Origin of the sequence: Lysinibacillus sp. AR18-8, from assembly GCF_001705465.1 — a bacterium.
In the GTDB taxonomy this organism is placed as follows: Bacteria; Bacillota; Bacilli; order Bacillales_A; family Planococcaceae; genus Lysinibacillus; species Lysinibacillus capsici.
On record NZ_MDGU01000006.1, the window covers coordinates 74650 to 90613 of the forward strand.

18 protein-coding genes and 2 pseudogenes are annotated in these 15964 nt (G+C 35.6%); 16 read left to right on the forward strand and 4 right to left on the reverse strand.

Annotated elements, in window-relative coordinates; genetic code table 11:
• Positions 1-37 precede the first annotated feature (37 nt).
• Positions 38-577 (forward strand): TVP38/TMEM64 family protein, encoded by a 540-nt coding sequence (locus tag BFM98_RS05075; protein ID WP_066036710.1) that lies wholly within the window; start codon positions 38-40, stop codon positions 575-577.
• Between the two features lie 125 nt (positions 578-702).
• Positions 703-2238 carry a multicopper oxidase family protein gene (locus tag BFM98_RS05080; protein WP_066036711.1) on the forward strand — a complete coding sequence of 512 codons (1536 nt, stop codon included), beginning with the start codon at positions 703-705 and terminating at the stop codon, positions 2236-2238.
• Between the two features lie 228 nt (positions 2239-2466).
• Here the strand turns inward: BFM98_RS05080 and BFM98_RS05085 are convergent, their stop codons facing one another.
• Positions 2467-2796, reverse strand: coding sequence for a hypothetical protein (locus BFM98_RS05085; protein WP_048395840.1), 330 nt, complete (start codon positions 2794-2796; stop codon positions 2467-2469).
• 175 nt (positions 2797-2971) lie between these two features.
• Positions 2972-4399 carry a serine hydrolase domain-containing protein gene (locus BFM98_RS05090; protein WP_066036712.1) on the reverse strand — a complete coding sequence of 476 codons (1428 nt, stop codon included), beginning with the start codon at positions 4397-4399 and terminating at the stop codon, positions 2972-2974.
• 560 nt (positions 4400-4959) lie between these two features.
• Between BFM98_RS05090 and BFM98_RS24225 the strand changes: the two genes are divergently transcribed.
• Together BFM98_RS24225 and BFM98_RS24230 are read left to right on the forward strand one after the other, a co-directional pair.
• The gene (locus tag BFM98_RS24225; protein ID WP_254659987.1) at positions 4960-5136 is read left to right on the forward strand and encodes a hypothetical protein; all 177 of its coding nucleotides are present in this window, start codon (positions 4960-4962) and stop codon (positions 5134-5136) included.
• 26 nt (positions 5137-5162) lie between these two features.
• Positions 5163-5453: an NUDIX hydrolase gene (locus tag BFM98_RS24230; protein ID WP_254659996.1), complete on the forward strand. Its 291-nt coding sequence runs from the start codon at positions 5163-5165 to the stop codon at positions 5451-5453.
• A 465-nt stretch (positions 5454-5918) separates the two neighbouring features.
• On the opposite strand, the gene BFM98_RS23310 is transcribed toward BFM98_RS24230, so the two are convergent.
• Positions 5919-6065 (reverse strand): YrzI family small protein, encoded by a 147-nt coding sequence (locus tag BFM98_RS23310; RefSeq protein WP_083225250.1) that lies wholly within the window; start codon positions 6063-6065, stop codon positions 5919-5921.
• Positions 6066-6670: 605 nt separating this feature from the next.
• Between BFM98_RS23310 and BFM98_RS05100 the strand changes: the two are divergent.
• The 4 genes and pseudogenes from BFM98_RS05100 (at position 6671) to BFM98_RS05115 (ending at position 9264) form a co-directional block, all read left to right on the forward strand.
• A pseudogene (locus BFM98_RS05100) lies at positions 6671-7015 on the forward strand (NUDIX hydrolase).
• 212 nt (positions 7016-7227) lie between these two features.
• On the forward strand, positions 7228-8175 hold the full coding sequence (locus BFM98_RS05105) for a helix-turn-helix transcriptional regulator (RefSeq protein WP_066036714.1): 948 nt from the start codon (positions 7228-7230) through the stop codon (positions 8173-8175).
• A 67-nt stretch (positions 8176-8242) separates the two neighbouring features.
• Positions 8243-8779 (forward strand): DinB family protein, encoded by a 537-nt coding sequence (locus BFM98_RS05110; RefSeq protein WP_066036715.1) that lies wholly within the window; start codon positions 8243-8245, stop codon positions 8777-8779.
• Between the two features lie 11 nt (positions 8780-8790).
• Positions 8791-9264 carry an EVE domain-containing protein gene (locus BFM98_RS05115; protein WP_066036716.1) on the forward strand — a complete coding sequence of 158 codons (474 nt, stop codon included), beginning with the start codon at positions 8791-8793 and terminating at the stop codon, positions 9262-9264.
• 401 nt (positions 9265-9665) lie between these two features.
• On the opposite strand, the gene BFM98_RS05120 is transcribed toward BFM98_RS05115, so the two are convergent.
• Complete coding sequence (locus tag BFM98_RS05120; RefSeq protein WP_066036717.1) at positions 9666-10118, reverse strand: hypothetical protein; 453 nt, start codon at positions 10116-10118, stop codon at positions 9666-9668.
• Positions 10119-10576: 458 nt separating this feature from the next.
• On the opposite strand from BFM98_RS05120, the pseudogene BFM98_RS24235 reads away from it, so the two are divergent.
• The 8 genes and pseudogenes from BFM98_RS24235 to BFM98_RS05160 form a co-directional block, all read left to right on the forward strand.
• Positions 10577-10681: pseudogene (locus BFM98_RS24235) on the forward strand (DNA mismatch repair protein MutT); the annotation flags it as partial.
• A 432-nt stretch (positions 10682-11113) separates the two neighbouring features.
• A complete protein-coding gene (locus BFM98_RS05130; protein WP_066036718.1) occupies positions 11114-11440 on the forward strand; it encodes an ArsR/SmtB family transcription factor in 327 nt (108 codons plus the stop codon).
• The gene (gene arsB, locus BFM98_RS05135; RefSeq protein WP_066036719.1) at positions 11433-12491 is read left to right on the forward strand and encodes an ACR3 family arsenite efflux transporter; all 1059 of its coding nucleotides are present in this window, start codon (positions 11433-11435) and stop codon (positions 12489-12491) included. Before BFM98_RS05130 ends, arsB begins: the two co-directional genes overlap by 8 nt.
• 12 nt (positions 12492-12503) lie before the next feature.
• Complete coding sequence (arsC, locus tag BFM98_RS05140; RefSeq protein ID WP_066036720.1) at positions 12504-12920, forward strand: arsenate reductase (thioredoxin); 417 nt, start codon at positions 12504-12506, stop codon at positions 12918-12920.
• 45 nt (positions 12921-12965) lie between these two features.
• On the forward strand, positions 12966-13187 hold the full coding sequence (locus BFM98_RS05145) for a hypothetical protein (protein WP_066036721.1): 222 nt from the start codon (positions 12966-12968) through the stop codon (positions 13185-13187).
• Between the two features lie 96 nt (positions 13188-13283).
• Positions 13284-14636: an FAD-dependent oxidoreductase gene (locus BFM98_RS05150; RefSeq protein ID WP_066036722.1), complete on the forward strand. Its 1353-nt coding sequence runs from the start codon at positions 13284-13286 to the stop codon at positions 14634-14636.
• A 57-nt stretch (positions 14637-14693) separates the two neighbouring features.
• The gene (locus BFM98_RS05155) at positions 14694-15176 is read left to right on the forward strand and encodes a GNAT family N-acetyltransferase (RefSeq protein ID WP_066036723.1); all 483 of its coding nucleotides are present in this window, start codon (positions 14694-14696) and stop codon (positions 15174-15176) included.
• 257 nt (positions 15177-15433) lie between these two features.
• Positions 15434-15907 carry a DinB family protein gene (locus BFM98_RS05160; RefSeq protein ID WP_066036724.1) on the forward strand — a complete coding sequence of 158 codons (474 nt, stop codon included), beginning with the start codon at positions 15434-15436 and terminating at the stop codon, positions 15905-15907.
• The last annotated feature ends 57 nt before the right edge of the window (positions 15908-15964 follow it).

Genomic DNA, 15964 nt, shown 5'->3' on the forward strand with positions numbered 1-15964 from the left:
TATGCTAGTAATAGGTTAAAAAAGATAGCGTTTAATCATGGAAGAAAAATTACTTCAATTACTTGAACAATCTGGATTATTTGCAATTTTGGTTAGTTTAATGATAAATACTTTGGTTAGTATTATAGGTGTACTACCAAGTGTTTTTGTTACAGCTACTAACCTTGTGTTTTTTGGCGTATTCAACGGTTTGTTGATTTCTATTATCGGTGAATCACTTGGTGCAGTTATTAGCTTTATTTTATATAGAAAAGGAATCAATAAATGGAAAAGACCGTTCGCATTACACCCTAAACTTTTAAAATTAAAGGAATTGGAAGGGTCTGATGCATTTTGGATAATTGTCAGTTTAAGGATTTTACCTTTTATGTCATCAGGTCTTGTGACTTTTACTAGTGCATTTTCTAAGGTGTCTTTAGGCACATTTGCGCTTGCTAGTACGATTGGAAAAATACCAGCCTTAATCTTTGAAGCAGGAGCAGTATATGGTTTTATGCAAGTAAATTTAATAGGGAAAATTGTAATAAGTATCTTATTTATGTCAATTATCATTTTGATTTGGAAAGTTAAGAAGTAAAAAAAGGCATATCAAAGTTTTCTTAGATAGAGTGGTTAATACTTGTCTTATTTAATTACAAATCCATAATTTCTCCATACTTCTTTGTTATAGTGCCTATGTAAAGAATAAAAGGAGGAAACATAATGAAATCTAAACTTTTGATTGCTTCATTATTGGTAGGCGCTATTATAATGGGGGGATGTAGTGCGGGTAATTCGGAATCTAATAATAATTCAAATATGGACCATTCTACTATGTCTGGTATGGACCATTCCAATATGAGTGATGAAGAAATGAAAAACATGGAGGGTATGGATAATAAAGATAGTAGCATGGAAAATGGTCATGCGAGTCACACCAATCCATTAGCATTAAATAATTCAACTGGGGAAAATGAGCTTGCGCTTCCACCTATTATTGAACCTAAAAATGGAATTGTTGATATTACTGCTCAAAAAGGAACGACAGAAATCCTTAAGGGAACTAAAACAGAGACATATGGATATAATGGTTCCTTTTTAGGGCCAGTCATTCGTATTCATAAAGATCAAAGGGTAACGTTTAGAACTAAAAATGCTTTATCTGAACCAACAACATTTCACTGGCATGGATTAGAAATCCCCGGAAATGGTGATGGCGGTCCACATCAAGTCTTAGAGCCAGGTGTAACAGAAGATGTAAATTTTACAGTTAATCAAGGAGCATCTACGCTGTGGTTCCATCCACATCCAGAAGGTGCTACAGCAGAGCAAGTATATAAAGGTTTAGCTGGCTTAATTTATATTGATGATGAAAATTCGCAAAAAATCAATTTACCGAATGAGTATGGTGTGAATGATTTTCCGTTAGTATTCCAAGATAGACAATTTACTGAAGAAAAGCAATTAAATTATCAAGCAGTCCTTAATGAGGATGGTACAATAGGAGATACTTTGTTAATTAATGGTACTGTGAATCCTAAACTTACTGTCGGTAAAGAAAAAATAAGACTTCGATTATTAAACGGTTCTAATGCTCGTAATTATACGTTTAAATTGAATAATGGAGCTACATTCCAACAAATTGCTACTGATGGAGGTTTCTTAAATCAACCAACTGATATGAAAGAAATTACCTTAACACCAGGTGAGCGAGCAGAGGTAATAGTGGATTTCTCAAAGATGGATGACAAAACTGATATAGCATTAATAAATGAAGAAGGAATTACCCTTTTACCATTTAAAATTGAACAAAAAGCTGCAAGTACAAGTAACATTGCACAAAAATTAAATGATTTTGGTGTTACGGAAGAGGAAAAAACCTTACCAGTTACAAAGAAACTTGAACTTTTTGGTATGGGCACAATGGTTTCAATCAATGGTTCACAGTTTGATATGAATCGCATTGATTTCACTCAAAAACAGGGAGATACTGAAATTTGGGAAATTTATAATAAACCTGATATGATGGGTGGCATGACACATCCTTTCCACATACATGGCACTCAATTTAAAATCGTGTCGATTGATGGGAAAGAACCTCCTTTAAATTTAAAAGGGTGGAAGGATACTGTTTCAGTTGAAGCTGGTCAAACAGTTAAATTAGCAGTGAAGTTCAATAATAAGGGCATTTACATGTTCCATTGCCATGTCCTTGAACATGAAGAAAATGGGATGATGGGTCAAGTTGAAGTAAAATAAAATAGTTTAAAAACCTCCATATATTTGGAGGTTTTTTAGATGTCATTCAAGAGTGGATTTTAAACGACTTAAAACACCAGATAAAGCCATTTCGAGCCATTTAAATGCTTTCTGTTGCTTTAAAGACTTCTAGGATACGACCTTTTGTAACTTAACAATTAAATAAGCTACCATTAGTCTGAAAACTAATAGTAGCTTATTGTACATCTTCAAGCATCTGTCATATTTTTATTCTTTAATTAATTGCTTAAGCTGATTGTATTTTTCAACCATTTCATTTAGATTCTGAGTTCGAGTATCCTTTTCTCTTAGAGTAAGATAATCATGTGCACTTACAACTACTTCATTAATGAATTCATTTTCTTCACAAACTCCTTTTAACCGACTTTTCATACTATTTTTTGAAGAAAAAACCACTAAATTATTTCGTTTATTTATAATTTTTTCTAAGGTCCATTCAATGTTATTCTTAGATAAATTAGTTTCTGATATTAGGATTAAAAAGAGTTTTTCCAGTTGATCCTGTCCAATAAAGTGGGAGGTGATTTTGTAAAACATGTACCATACTACTTCTTTGTAAAAGGACCGTATTTCCATTCCCAATGCTTACAGTAGCAGACTTAAATGTTGCAGTTGCAGTTTCAATTTCTGCTGCAGTAGCAGGTTTATTAAGCATACCGATAATTTTATATTTTATTACTTAACATTATGATTATCTTGGGAGCGAGGTATTTTATCGGTGAGTGTATACAAACCATGTAATGCTGGCTGTTAATAATGCTGACGAAATCAACGCTGTAAGAATACTATATGTTTGCCAAATAAGTATCGTTGACCAATCGATAGCATAGCACAGTATACCAAGGACAATCGTAGCCATCAGGAAAATAACTGTTATGATTATCCTCTTTTTTGTCATTGGCTGTCTCTTATTCATTTTCTTTTTTCGTAATCCTAAGAGAAATAGCAGAACAGCCAATAGGCAAAGAATAATAGTGATAGACGACAAAATGATATCCAAAAGCTGTGTGCCACTTATTTCATATGACTGAGTTAGATTACCGTCTAATATATCTTTAACTTTTAGTACCAAGTTTATATTGGTATTTGCGCCGTTGCTCAGCAAGCAGACGGCTGTTCTGTCATTTAGCAGTATGGCTACTTCGGTTCGGAAATTTGGATTGCCCCCAGTATGTTCGATAATTGTTTGGTCGGCGTTTACCGACCAGCCTGCCGCATAATACATATCGTTGACAGCCGAGACAGACATATCACCCCTATGTGATTTTTCGATAACCGTGTGAAATATTTCGGGTATGTCCTGCACAATACCCATCTGTATGCCCATCCAACGTGCCATATCTTTTGTATTAGAAATGATGTAGCCTGCGGGTTTGTTCCCAGCATAATCCGGAGCTTTAAATGGAGTTGTCATAAAAAAGGAAGAACGGTAGCCTTGTGCCAACTGTCCAGTGGCTTGAGCATCTTCTTTATAAACATACGTCTGGTGAAGACCTAACGGCTGAAATACTTGTTCCTTCATAAAGTCTTCATAGCTTTGTTGCGACACAATCTCAATAACCAATCCCAATACGTCATAATTAACGGTTCCATAGTTATACTGTTCACCAGGAGGGAACGCCAATTCAGCATCTACGAGCATTTCCACAGTCTTTTGCAACATATCCGGTGTATTGCCTTGTGGAATATTTTGAGTATGCCTAATATTTGTTAGACCACTGGTATGGTGAAGAAAGTTATTTAGTGTAAGGCTTTGCGTATCAACAGGTTTTCCTTGATACTTTAACGTAAACCAAGGTAAATATTTTTGCACAGGGTCCGTCATTGAGAGCAGCCCTTGCTCTTCCAACAGCATAATACCCATACCAGTAAAAGCTTTACTGACAGAAGCTAACTCATAGAGTGTATTTTCACTTGCAGTCAACCCCTTTTCACGGTCAGCATACCCTGAAGAAAAGTAGAACACTTCATCATCGACAATTATTGAGATTGAAATTCCTGGAACACCTGATATTCGAGAGGCATCATCTAGCAACGCTTGTATTGCCGCAGATTTCGAATCTGACAGTGCATAACTTTGTGTTGTGGATCCTAAGAATAATATAAATATCATTAATACAACAACAATAATCTTTTTCATAAACTCTCCTTTTTGAAAAATTATAAGAGAATAGTATAAATAACATACTTTTACAACTACTAAACTAAATTATAACTTATCTTTCTATTCACCTTTATAATATTAAGTAAAATGTGAAGAGTTACCTTTAACGAACAGATACGTTAGTTCAATAAGAAAAACGATCTTCAACAATAGGGTGAGATTCTGTAATAAGGATTAGCGCTTGTTTGCATTAAAGGGCCAGATTGTGGAATAAAAGTTGTAAAACAAACAAGAAATCTATTACCATGAGGGAGGCTTTGCTGATAAGACTTTTAAATCTACTAGATGACGAGAACTCGAATAAGAGTCAGAAGCCTCATTCTTTTAAACGGACCAATATGCAAATTCCAAATATATTCTATTGGCATAAGAATGGTTACTCGTAATATATTCTACAATTGATGCAACATAAAAAACGTATATTTACCACGTTTTAAAATCTATTTCCGGTTTGTTGTATAAGAGGGATTTTTGAAACAGTGTAGAAAGTTAATATTAGGTGATAAATTGCATTTAACAGGAGATGGGATAGATATATGCAGACGATTTTTGTAGACTGGGGTGGAAATAATGTGAAGCTAACTTGGATGCCTCGAATGAAATTAACAGAATCTTTAATAGTGACGAGTGTTCATGCAGTGTGCTTTAGAGATGGGAAAGTGTTATTATCACAAATAAAAAATCGAGGGTTTAATTATCCAGGTGACACGTAGAGATTGGGGAGAAAGTAGAAGAAGCTATACTACGCGAAACATATGAAGAGGGGTATGTAAAGGGAACAATTAAATACATAGGTTCAATTGAAGTAAGCCATAAAGAAAATCTGTCTTTTGATTCAAGTGGAAAATATCCATTGATTGCTTATCAGGCATTTTTTAGAATGGATGTTACCGAATGCTTACCTTTTCTCCGAGAACATGAATCATCTGCTCGAATTTGGGTAGAACCCTCTGAAATACCATTTGTAATTAATGACCATAAACTTTCAAAATTAATCTTAGTCGATGCGTTAACCTTTTGTTCTTCTTAAACTAACGTGTGCTTTAATTTAATAACAACGATCTTCAACAATCGGGCTCTTTCCTGAAAAAAGGAAAGCTCATTTTTCAGTTTAAGGGCTATTTAATTGAATAACGTTTTTAAAGGAATTATGTTGAAAATTAGGTTAGTTGGAAAAGTAATGTACTTAACTAACTGGGAAGGTTAAAGTAATAAGGATTTAATGAATTTCTAAGCAAGAAGGGTTATCACTGTGTAGTCTGGAATAGTTAGTTTATAAGTTTCTTTTTAACTTAATTAACATTGCGATTGGAGTAAGCAACCCGTCCTAGATTAGAACGGGTTAGCTCAACTGAGATTATAAAATTAGCTAAATTATCACTTTATATTACTTCATCTGGTGGTTGTGTCTTTCTCCAGCCATAAAACTGCATGACGTCTTTTGATCATATAATACATTTCAATTACCACCTTTCATGTTTTTTAATTAACAAGATTAAAATTGACGAATACGAATATAATCGTCAATTTTTTTTCGGTTCTCTTCAAAGATTTTTTTCACATATTCATCATGAAGTGCTTTCTCAAGAGAGACCTTACGTTTTGTAATAGTTATCGTGAGCGCAAAAAAGTTTAATATCATTTATTATCACCTCCTTAAAATGTCATGAAAAATGAAAAAAACCGTAGAGAGACTCCTCTACGGCGAAAAAAGGCACAAAAATACCGCAGGGGCACACTTCTCCCTGCGGTATGGGTATGCTTATTTACAAAAAAACCTTAAGCGATCCATTCCGATGCGGTCGAATGTGTGATTTTCATTTTTAATGAAGTTGTAGCTACCAATGACATCAATTTAACGATAACGATCATTTTATTCGACCTCCTTAAGAATTTTTTGTTTACTTTGTAAGTATATCTAAATTTAAGTTGTTTGTAAACATCTTTTACAAAGCTTTCCTAATTATTGAAGAGAGAGCAGTTATGGATGCTACGATACATGGGGGGAATCCAAATCCAGTAATTTCTACAGGGATATAATTACAAAATGAATAAGTATTAGCAGATCATAAAGTATGGTATCCCAACTATAAATACGCATACGAAAGAAAATTACAGTTTTGGGTGGTGGCCATTCTGTTATTGCTAGCACTTGCGGAATTACAGGTAGAGAATTCTGCAACAAAGCTAGTGTGGAATGCGTAAGAAGTCTGTAGAAAAAGCCTATAGGTCGAAGAAAAAGATGCTTTGGCCAGCACATGGCGCACTCGGTGTTTACTTTCACGGGTTGAATATGCAATTTTTAATAGAAGTGATTATGGATATTGGCAGGGATTAGCTGGTGCTGGAGAAGAGGGTGAGACTCCTACTAAACGAGAAGCATTTGAAGAGGTTGGCTTTACAAGAGATTATCCATATATTGAATTAGCTTCTATTTCTTCACTACCAGTAGAAGGTGGAGTTGGGAATTTCCTTTGGAGACAAGACGTTTATGTATTAAAAGAATTTTTATTTGGTGTTAAAGTTCCCTACAAAAGATATATCATTATCCAAAGAGCATGTTTTGAAGAGGCAGTAACACTTTTGAAATAGGATAGCAATAAAACGGCGTTATGGGAGGTTATTAAATCTGATTAACCCCAAACATATGAAAGAAAATATTTAAGCTAAAACGGGTGCTTTGCTTGAAGAACACGGAGTTGCATAGGCAGCTCATTTTTAGGAATACAGCTTCAATATTGCTTGCTGTTATTCAATTATTGGGCAAGTACTGTAATAGAATGCTGAAATTGTGGAGGAAAAAAATGAATAAAACGGAGAGGCAGCTTGCGATCACGCTTGAATTACAGCGAAGCAAAACATTGAGAGCAGAAGATTTAGCTTCTCAATTTGAGACAAGTGTACGTACGATATATAGGGATATTCAAGCACTAAGTGAGGCTGGGGTTCCCATTTTAGGCGCCCCTGGTCAGGGTTATTCCTTAATGGAAGGATATTTTCTACCCCCGGTTAGGTTCACAGCAGAAGAGGCCGTCTCCCTGCTCATGGGAGCTGATTTTATCGAGCAAAGGTTGGATACAGATTATGGTATTAATGCAAGGTCCGCTAAACGCAAAATCGAGGCTACTTTGTCGGAGTCAGTTCGTAACGAGTCAAGGCTTGTTCGGGAAACAATGCGACTGCTTCATATAGGTGAGCAGTCAACTGAAGAGCGGGTAAAAACGTATCTTAATCAAGTTCGCGATGCAATTTTGAAACAGTGCAAAATCAGTTTTATGTATATTAAAAAAATGCCAGGAACAGATGGAAATCGGAAAAATAAACGTGTGGTCTCTCCATATGGATTAACACTTGTCCATGAAAATTGGGTTTTACTAGCATACTGTGATATGAGGCAAGAAATGCGCCATTTCCGCTTGTCCCGGATGTCCGAGCTTTCTGTGTTGGAAGATCAATTTCTTCTACCAAATGATTTTGACCTAAGTAGCTATCGGCCACCTGACAATCGAGATGAAAGAATAATAATGAGGGCAAACCCCGAAATTGCCGACAAAATCATTGAGGCAGTTAATTTTTATATTGAATCTATTGAGGAGCGGAAGGAGGATGTAATCTTTCAATTTCGTGTTCGGTATCCAGAGGAACTATTACAGCATTTACTTGGCTGGGGCGGAGATATCGAGGTGATTGAGCCGAAGTCTTTACGCTTCAAGATTCGGGAAGTAGCGAAAAAAATTCTAGAACACTACTGACATACACCTGTCAGTAGTGTTCTTTTATACTGTGACTATACCAAGATGAAGAGGAGCTGCTTGAAGGATGAAAAGTACAAAGGAAGTATTGAAGTCATTTGAACTTACAGTAGAAAGATATTTGGCAGAACTGACAAAACTCAATATGGATAAAATGCATAGAAAGCTGAACGAAGAAGATTGGTCCATTGGACAGATGTATGTACATTTAATTCAATCAGCTTTCATGCATCTACATAATGTCGAGCAATGTTTAGCTGGTAGCGAATCGACATTGAACCCAGCGAAGGAAAAAACTGAGCAGGGTAAGATTGTTTTTAAACTAGAACAATTTCCTGCTGTTCGTATTAAGGTCCCTGCTTCGCCAAACTATACTCCGCAACCACCAGAGAGCATGGAGCATTTGGTAGAAGGACTTCACAGTGTAGTGGAACGGATGAGGAATACGGAATCAGTTCTACTTCAAGTGCCTGTAAGTAACAAGATACTTCATCCGGCGTTCGGTGCTTTAAACGCGCAGGAATGGTTTATGTTGATTGAAATGCATTACAGACATCATTTTTTACAACTGGATCGTTTGAAAAGTTCAGCATTTGAAGAGTAGGGGGATGCATCATGTCGAATATAACAAGTCAGAAAAGCAGATATTGGATTGGCGTTGTATCCGCTTCTCATGTGAATTTAGCCATAGAAGGTGGTTTTGCACAGTTATGTCACGGTAAGGCAGCACCTTTGCGTAAAATGTCTCCAGGTGATTGGCTGATATACTATTCCCCTCGCACAGACATGTCCAAAGGGAAGCCAGTTCAAGCATTTACTGCTATTGGTCAGGTTACGGATAACGGTGCTTACAAACATCAAGTGTCGGAGTCGTTTGTGCCATTTCGCAGAGATATGCGTTATATTCCTTGTCGAGAAGTTAAGATTGCACTGTTGTTAAACCAGCTCACTTTTACGCGTGGAAATCGCAATTGGGGGTTACCATTCCGTCGAGGTCATTTTGAAATTGGAGCTGAAGATTTTATGACAATCGTTACTTCGATGTTAGATGGTGAGGAACAGGCATTATCCGAGATCCTTAAACACTGATTGTAAGTTGTGAACAGTTTCACTTAAACTTTAGAGTGCTTTAGTTAGATAACAATATTCAACAATTGGACGCTATTGTTGAATAGCGTTCTGTTCTTCTGAATTCACGAGACGAGAATTGTTAAGTAAATAAGAACAAATTAAAAGCGGTCCTCCACAGATTAGTTTGTGGAAGGCCGCCTTTATTAAAAACAGTCACCATTTATAATTGTTTACATCTTGGTTCACTTAACCATATAGATGTAAAATAAAAGATCTATTTAGCTTACGGAGCTTTCCGCAATGATTGCACGAATCAGAAATCAGAAAATTTAGGACTTCACCATACAACAAGCATTCCACCAATCCATGCGAACTTGCAGCGGAATACAAGGTACTTGAGATTCATCATTCTCGATTGATTATTCATAGTTAGCGATATTAAGTAATTCAACTAAATCGCCTTTGACAAGTTCGTATTCTCTTGAGTTAATGTTAACCATACCATCTTTTGAAATTAATATATTAATTGGATTAGTAGTATCGTCGTTATTAGTGAAAACTATTTTGTAATAAGAGTTAGAGACATCCATACTTTTGAATAAAGTTCGTTTTGCTTCCCAATTATTCAAAATGCTGCGTACTTCGTTATATAATTCATCGTCTTTGTTTACGATAAATATATTTTTGTTATCTACACCACCGTTCATTTCCCAAACGGAAATGCTATCAACAACTTCTTCAAATTTATCAGTGTTTGTAATGAGTTCATCTCCAAAATTCTTTGTTCCATATTCTGAATAAAATAGAATACCAGTTATACAAAGGACAAGAATAATTGCGACAATTGCTAATTTAATTCGTTTACTTCGCATAATATAGCCCCTCCCAAGTTGTAAAAATATGTGTCTTCCGTTTTATTTTACAAAATTTTAACATAAAAGCAAAAAAAACTTATTTACATTTTAACAAAAATCAAGGGATTAGTTTTTAAAGTTGTCGCGTTTTTATCGACTTTTAATCTCTAAAGCTCAATGTTTACACAAAATATAAAAGCAAGATTTTTTCTTGTTCCACAATCGTGCCATATTGTTGAATAAGGGTTTTGGAGAAATTAGGAGGATTAATATTGAGAATAATCTAAAAAATTAGTTTATTATTAGTTCAAATTAAAGTGCTTGAGTCGTGGTGGTAATAATTGGTGTGTGATATGAGTAACAGAATATTGTTTGAAGGTTCTATAACCGGGCGCATTTCTGCAGAAAAAAATGCGTCTACGAAATAAAAAGGGCCATGTGTTTATGGATAAAGTATAAATTATAGGGGGTATTTTATGTTTGTAGTAAATGTAGAAGGGGCTATTCGTCGCAATGAGAAATGGCTTTTAATCCGTAGAAGTGAAAAGGAGGAGCATGCTGGTGGAGGTCTCTCATTAGTAGAGAGGTTCTTGCACATACGGAACTACCTTTATTTCTAAAAGAAAACATTAAACTTGCAGAGAAAATACTACAAGATAATATGCAGATGAAATATTAGTTATACATTTTCCATTATAGGGCGCCATTGTGGAGCAACAAAGTTGGAAAATGATCAGACTTTTTTATAAAAACCTAACTTAAAACTGCTAAAGAAAAATCCCTTTTGATCAATCTTTTTCAAAAAGGGATTCTTCTTATTTAACGTAAAATAAAGGTTTGTGAGGTGTTTTTGCTCAATCTTTATTCCAAATCTACAAAAATCTGTTGCAATTCAAAACATTAAATCATAATATAAGAATATAGTTATATATGGATTAATTCACCTTTCTTTAACGAGGTGATTTTATTTAAAATAATATATAAGCAAATAATTATATAAGGAGTGCAGATAAATGGAAAATACACTAATTGAAAAACAACTAAAAGCAGCTGCAGATTTAAACCGCATTAAATTACTTGCATGCATGAAGAATGGGGAGGTATGTGTATGTGATTTTGTAGATGTTCTCGGAATATCGCAACCAGCTGTTAGTCAACATCTTCGAAAATTAAAGGAGGCAGGCATTATTACAGAACGAAAAGTAGGGACTTGGAAACATTACCGTTTAGTAGAGGATCAAACTCCACTGATGAAGGGCATTTTAGAACAAATTCAACCTTTAAACGGGTGTAACTGTGGCACAGATTGTTGCCATGTAGGAGGAAATATAAATGAGTAATGATTCTTTAACCAAGCAGCTATCTTTTCTAGATCGTTACCTTACCTTATGGATATTTGTTGCTATGGGAATAGGTGTTTTATTAAGTTTGACAATGCCTAATATTGGAGAAGCATTAGAGGCCATGTCTATTGGCACAACATCCATACCGATTGCTATCGGGTTAATTGTCATGATGTACCCACCATTAGCGAAAGTAAAGTATGAAGAAATGTGGCGTGTGTTTAAGGATTGGAAAGTGCTTTTACTTTCTCTTTTTCAAAACTGGTTACTCGGACCGTTCTTAATGTTCTTTTTAGCCATCATTTTCCTGCACGATTATCCAGAGTATATGGCTGGACTGATTATGATTGGTTTAGCTCGTTGTATTGCAATGGTCATTGTATGGAACGATTTAGCACGTGGAGACCGTGAATATGTAGCTGGTTTAGTTGCGTTTAACTCCATCTTTCAAATCGTGACTTATTCAATTTTTGCTTACTTTTTCTTAAATGTATTACCTGGTTGGTTTGGTTTAGAGAATTTCCATGTATCCATTTCTATGTGGGAGATTACTAAGAGCGTACTTATATACTTAGGTATCCCGTTTGCTGCAGGGTTCCTCACACGTTGGATAGGGATTAAAGCAAAAGGGAAACATTGGTATGAGGAAAAGTTCTTACCGAAGATTTCACCACTGACTCTAATTGCACTGTTGTTCACGATTGTGATGATGTTTGCTTTAAAGGGTGAGCAATTAGTAGAACTGCCACTTGATGTAGTGCGAATTGCTATTCCATTATTTATTTACTTTGTGATTATGTTTGCTGTGTCATTCTTCTCTTCCCGTAAAGTTGGGGCATCTTATCCTGTCACAGCAGCTCTTTCTTTTACAGCTGCAAGTAACAATTTTGAGCTAGCGATTGCGGTTGCAGTGGGTGTGTTTGGCCTGCATAGTGGCGTGGCATTTGCTGCTGTTATTGGTCCACTTGTAGAAGTACCTGTTCTCATAGGACTTGTATGGGTTGCCCTACGTTGGCAGAAAAAATACTTTAAAACCATTAAATTATAAGGAGCAATTACTATGACAAATATACTTTATTTCTTATGTACAGGAAACTCATGTCGAAGTCAGATGGCTGAAGGATGGGCAAAGAAATTACTACCTACCAATTGGACAGTTAAAAGTGCGGGTATTGAAGCACATGGCGTAAATCCGAAGGCCATTAAAGCGATGGCTGAGGTAGGGGTTGATATTTCAAATCATACATCCGATTTAATTGATTTAGAGACACTAAACAACGCCACGTTAGTTGTTACTTTATGTGGGGATGCAGCTGATAAATGTCCAATGACGCCTCCTCATGTTCGTCGTGAGCATTGGGGATTTGAAGATCCTGCGAAAGCGACAGGTACTGATGAAGAAAAATGGATTGTATTCCAAACTGTACGTGATGCAATTGGAAAACGGATTGAGCAATTTGTAGCTGAGCAGCTGTAATACTTCTGTTAGCAATTATTCAATCTGTTGAATGGAGGATTAAAAATGGTAGTAAATCATGCTAGCGTATTAACAAAAGATTATTTTATCGCCTATTTAAAGTTAATTATGAATAGTAGAGACTACATTTTGAAACAGGCTAAAGAGTTCGCTTTTGATTTCTTCTTTAAAGGAGATATGGATCGTTACGGCACTTCGACATGTTTGCAATTTGAAAAAGCTATAAAAGAAATTGATAAAATAATGTGTGAAATTGAAATTTTTTAATTACAAAGTTTACAACGTCTAGCTAACTGCTAGGCGTAAAAAATATATTTTATATAAGGGAATGCTTATATAAAGAAAATAGAGGAGAAATTAATGATGAAAACACTTAAAATAATCAACCAAAATGGATCTTGTTGTACTACTAACGCTATTGAAGTCCAAGAGACTATTAATAATTCCAATAAGAATTTACCGATTGTCATAATTGGTGCAGGTCCTATAGGGTTAGCTACTGCTGCTCATCTAGTAGAGCAGAACCAGTCATTTATTTTACTTGAAGCTGGCAATGAAATAGCACACAATATTCGTACTTGGGGTTATGTCACATTATTTTCTCCATGGCGTTATAACATCAATAAAGCTGCTAAATCATTATTAGAGGGGGCTGATTGGATAGAACCTAACTTAGAAACAATACCTACGGGGCATGAATTAATAGATCTTTATTTAAAACCTTTGGCAGAGTTAACACAAATAAAACCAAGTATCCGATTGAACTCAAAAGTAGTAGGTATATCAAGACAATTTAATGATAAAATGAAATCAAAAAATCGATTCAATCAGTCCTTTAATATATATGTTGAAAAAGAGGATGATATCGATATTATTGAGGCAAAAGCAGTTATTGATGCAACAGGAACATGGGGGAATCCAAACCCAGCAAATTCTACAGGTGTTTGGCTAAAAAATGAAAAAGCAATAGCAGATCACATTGAGTATGGTATTCCAGATATAAATACGAACCCTAAGAGATATGCAAATAAGAAGGTTGCTGTCATTGGTGGTGGTCATTCAGCGATCAATACTTTATTAGCTTTGGCTGAATTACAAAAAGATAATCCTGCAACAAAGCTTGTGTGGATTATGCGTAAAAAATCTGTAGAAGAGGCCTATGGCGGGGAGGAAAAAGATGCGTTGGCAGCACGTGGCTCACTGGGTATTCGCATCCATGAGTTAGTAGATACAGGTAAGGTTGAAGTAATAACTCCTTTCTATATCTCACAGGTGAAGAAAGAAGAGAACATCCATATTGTTGGTACTATAAACGGAGAACAAAAAGTATTAACAGGATTTGAAGAGCTTATTGTCAATACAGGAAATCGACCAGACCTATCAATTAACAGCGAATTACGCCTTTCGATTGATTCAGCAACAGAAAGTGTGCAAGCATTAGCGCCCTTAATTGATCCTAATGAGCATAGTTGTGGCACAGTAAGGGCGCATGGAGAAGAAACACTACGACAACCAGAAAAGAACTTCTACATTGTCGGTGCAAAAAGTTATGGACGCGCACCTACATTCTTAATGGCCACAGGCTACGAACAGGTTCGTTCCATAACAGCTTATTTATCAGGAGATGAAGAAGCATCGAAACGTGTGGAATTAGACTTACCAGAAACAGGAGTATGTAGTGTTAATCTTGTCAATCAATCCAATACATGTTGTTAAAAATTTGACTGTTAGCGCAAGCTAGCAGTCCTTTTAAAATACCAAGGGGGAAATGGGATGGACACACTTATTATTCGTAAAATGGAAAAGAAGGATTTACAAGAGGTATTAAAGATTTATAAAGAGGGAATCGAAACAGGAATGGCAACTTTTGAAACAATAGTGCCAAGTGAACTGGTATGGGATGAAAGACACCATGCGACCTTGCGTTTTGTTGCAGAAGAACACAATAGAGTGGTTGGTTGGATTGGCATTTCACCCGTCTCTACACGCTCCGTCTATTCTGGAGTTGGAGAAGTTAGTGTTTATATATCGAGTGAAAGTAAAGGGAAAGGTATTGCCTCTAAGCTATTTAAAGTACTAATTGAAGAGAGTGAAAAGGAGGGGTTTTGGACACTCCAATCATCCATCTTTGCGATCAATTCATCAAGTATCCTATTACATAAAAAGATGGGCTTTCGAATTGTTGGTACAAGAGAAAAAATTGCTCAATTAGATGGGATATGGCATGATACAGTTTTAATGGAAAGAAGAATGTAACTTCGAAATAAAGTTACGTGTGCAAGATTCACAAATTAGAATAAAGTAAATTCATGGGTAGCCATTTATAAGCGATCTTAGACATATTTTAGGTATTCCGTTAAAGTGTACGATTGTTCAATAGAACAGTCGCTTTATACTAACGGAGCAGGTTAGTTTAATAAATTTTCGTAAAATTCAAGGATTCTTACCCAATAAAAAAGAATATATATTTATTAAAATTTTAAAAAGCGTTACTTGAGAAAGGAGATACTGAATTGGAGGATTTAATAAAGGAGTACAGCTTAGGATACACAATGATTTGGGATGCCATCGAAGGATTAACAGAGGAGGAGCTTCGATACAAACCCGCACCAAACAAATGGAGCATTCATCAAATTCTCATACATGTAACGGATTCCGAGATTTCAGCCACACCTAGGCTAAAAAAAGTATTGGCAGAGGATGAGCCAATACTGGTCTCATTTGACCAAGATGCATGGGCGAATACCTTGAGTTATGACTTATTGGACCGTGAACAGTATTTGCATCTTTTCAAATTGTTACGTACTAGTATGCAGCCTATTTTGGACAATCTAACGAGTGAACAAAGCAGGCGAGTGGGGATGTACATAGATCAGGAACGATTCACATTTAAGCAATTACTTGAATTTCGCGTACAACATGTTCGCGACCACCTTGATCAAATTGAACGGGTAAAGAATTCATATCGAGAGAAACAACCAAATTAAACCTATTTAAACCACAGCAAAGAGGGAACAACATGTGCTTTTTATAACGGGTTAAAT

Bases quoted from the DNA above. Each gene is read 5' to 3' on its own strand.
- BFM98_RS05075 (WP_066036710.1), top strand. From the start codon at position 38: ATGGAAGAAAAATTACTTCAATTACTTGAACAATCTGGATTATTTGCA.
- BFM98_RS05080 (WP_066036711.1), top strand. From the start codon at position 703: ATGAAATCTAAACTTTTGATTGCTTCATTATTGGTAGGCGCTATTATA.
- BFM98_RS05085 (WP_048395840.1), bottom strand. From the start codon at position 2,796: ATGTTTTACAAAATCACCTCCCACTTTATTGGACAGGATCAACTGGAA.
- BFM98_RS05090 (WP_066036712.1), bottom strand. From the start codon at position 4,399: ATGAAAAAGATTATTGTTGTTGTATTAATGATATTTATATTATTCTTA.
- BFM98_RS24225 (WP_254659987.1), top strand. From the start codon at position 4,960: ATGCAGACGATTTTTGTAGACTGGGGTGGAAATAATGTGAAGCTAACT.
- BFM98_RS23310 (WP_083225250.1), bottom strand. From the start codon at position 6,065: ATGATATTAAACTTTTTTGCGCTCACGATAACTATTACAAAACGTAAG.
- BFM98_RS05105 (WP_066036714.1), top strand. From the start codon at position 7,228: ATGAATAAAACGGAGAGGCAGCTTGCGATCACGCTTGAATTACAGCGA.
- BFM98_RS05110 (WP_066036715.1), top strand. From the start codon at position 8,243: ATGAAAAGTACAAAGGAAGTATTGAAGTCATTTGAACTTACAGTAGAA.
- BFM98_RS05115 (WP_066036716.1), top strand. From the start codon at position 8,791: ATGTCGAATATAACAAGTCAGAAAAGCAGATATTGGATTGGCGTTGTA.
- BFM98_RS05120 (WP_066036717.1), bottom strand. From the start codon at position 10,118: ATGCGAAGTAAACGAATTAAATTAGCAATTGTCGCAATTATTCTTGTC.
- BFM98_RS05130 (WP_066036718.1), top strand. From the start codon at position 11,114: ATGGAAAATACACTAATTGAAAAACAACTAAAAGCAGCTGCAGATTTA.
- arsB (WP_066036719.1), top strand. From the start codon at position 11,433: ATGAGTAATGATTCTTTAACCAAGCAGCTATCTTTTCTAGATCGTTAC.
- arsC (WP_066036720.1), top strand. From the start codon at position 12,504: ATGACAAATATACTTTATTTCTTATGTACAGGAAACTCATGTCGAAGT.
- BFM98_RS05145 (WP_066036721.1), top strand. From the start codon at position 12,966: ATGGTAGTAAATCATGCTAGCGTATTAACAAAAGATTATTTTATCGCC.
- BFM98_RS05150 (WP_066036722.1), top strand. From the start codon at position 13,284: ATGAAAACACTTAAAATAATCAACCAAAATGGATCTTGTTGTACTACT.
- BFM98_RS05155 (WP_066036723.1), top strand. From the start codon at position 14,694: ATGGACACACTTATTATTCGTAAAATGGAAAAGAAGGATTTACAAGAG.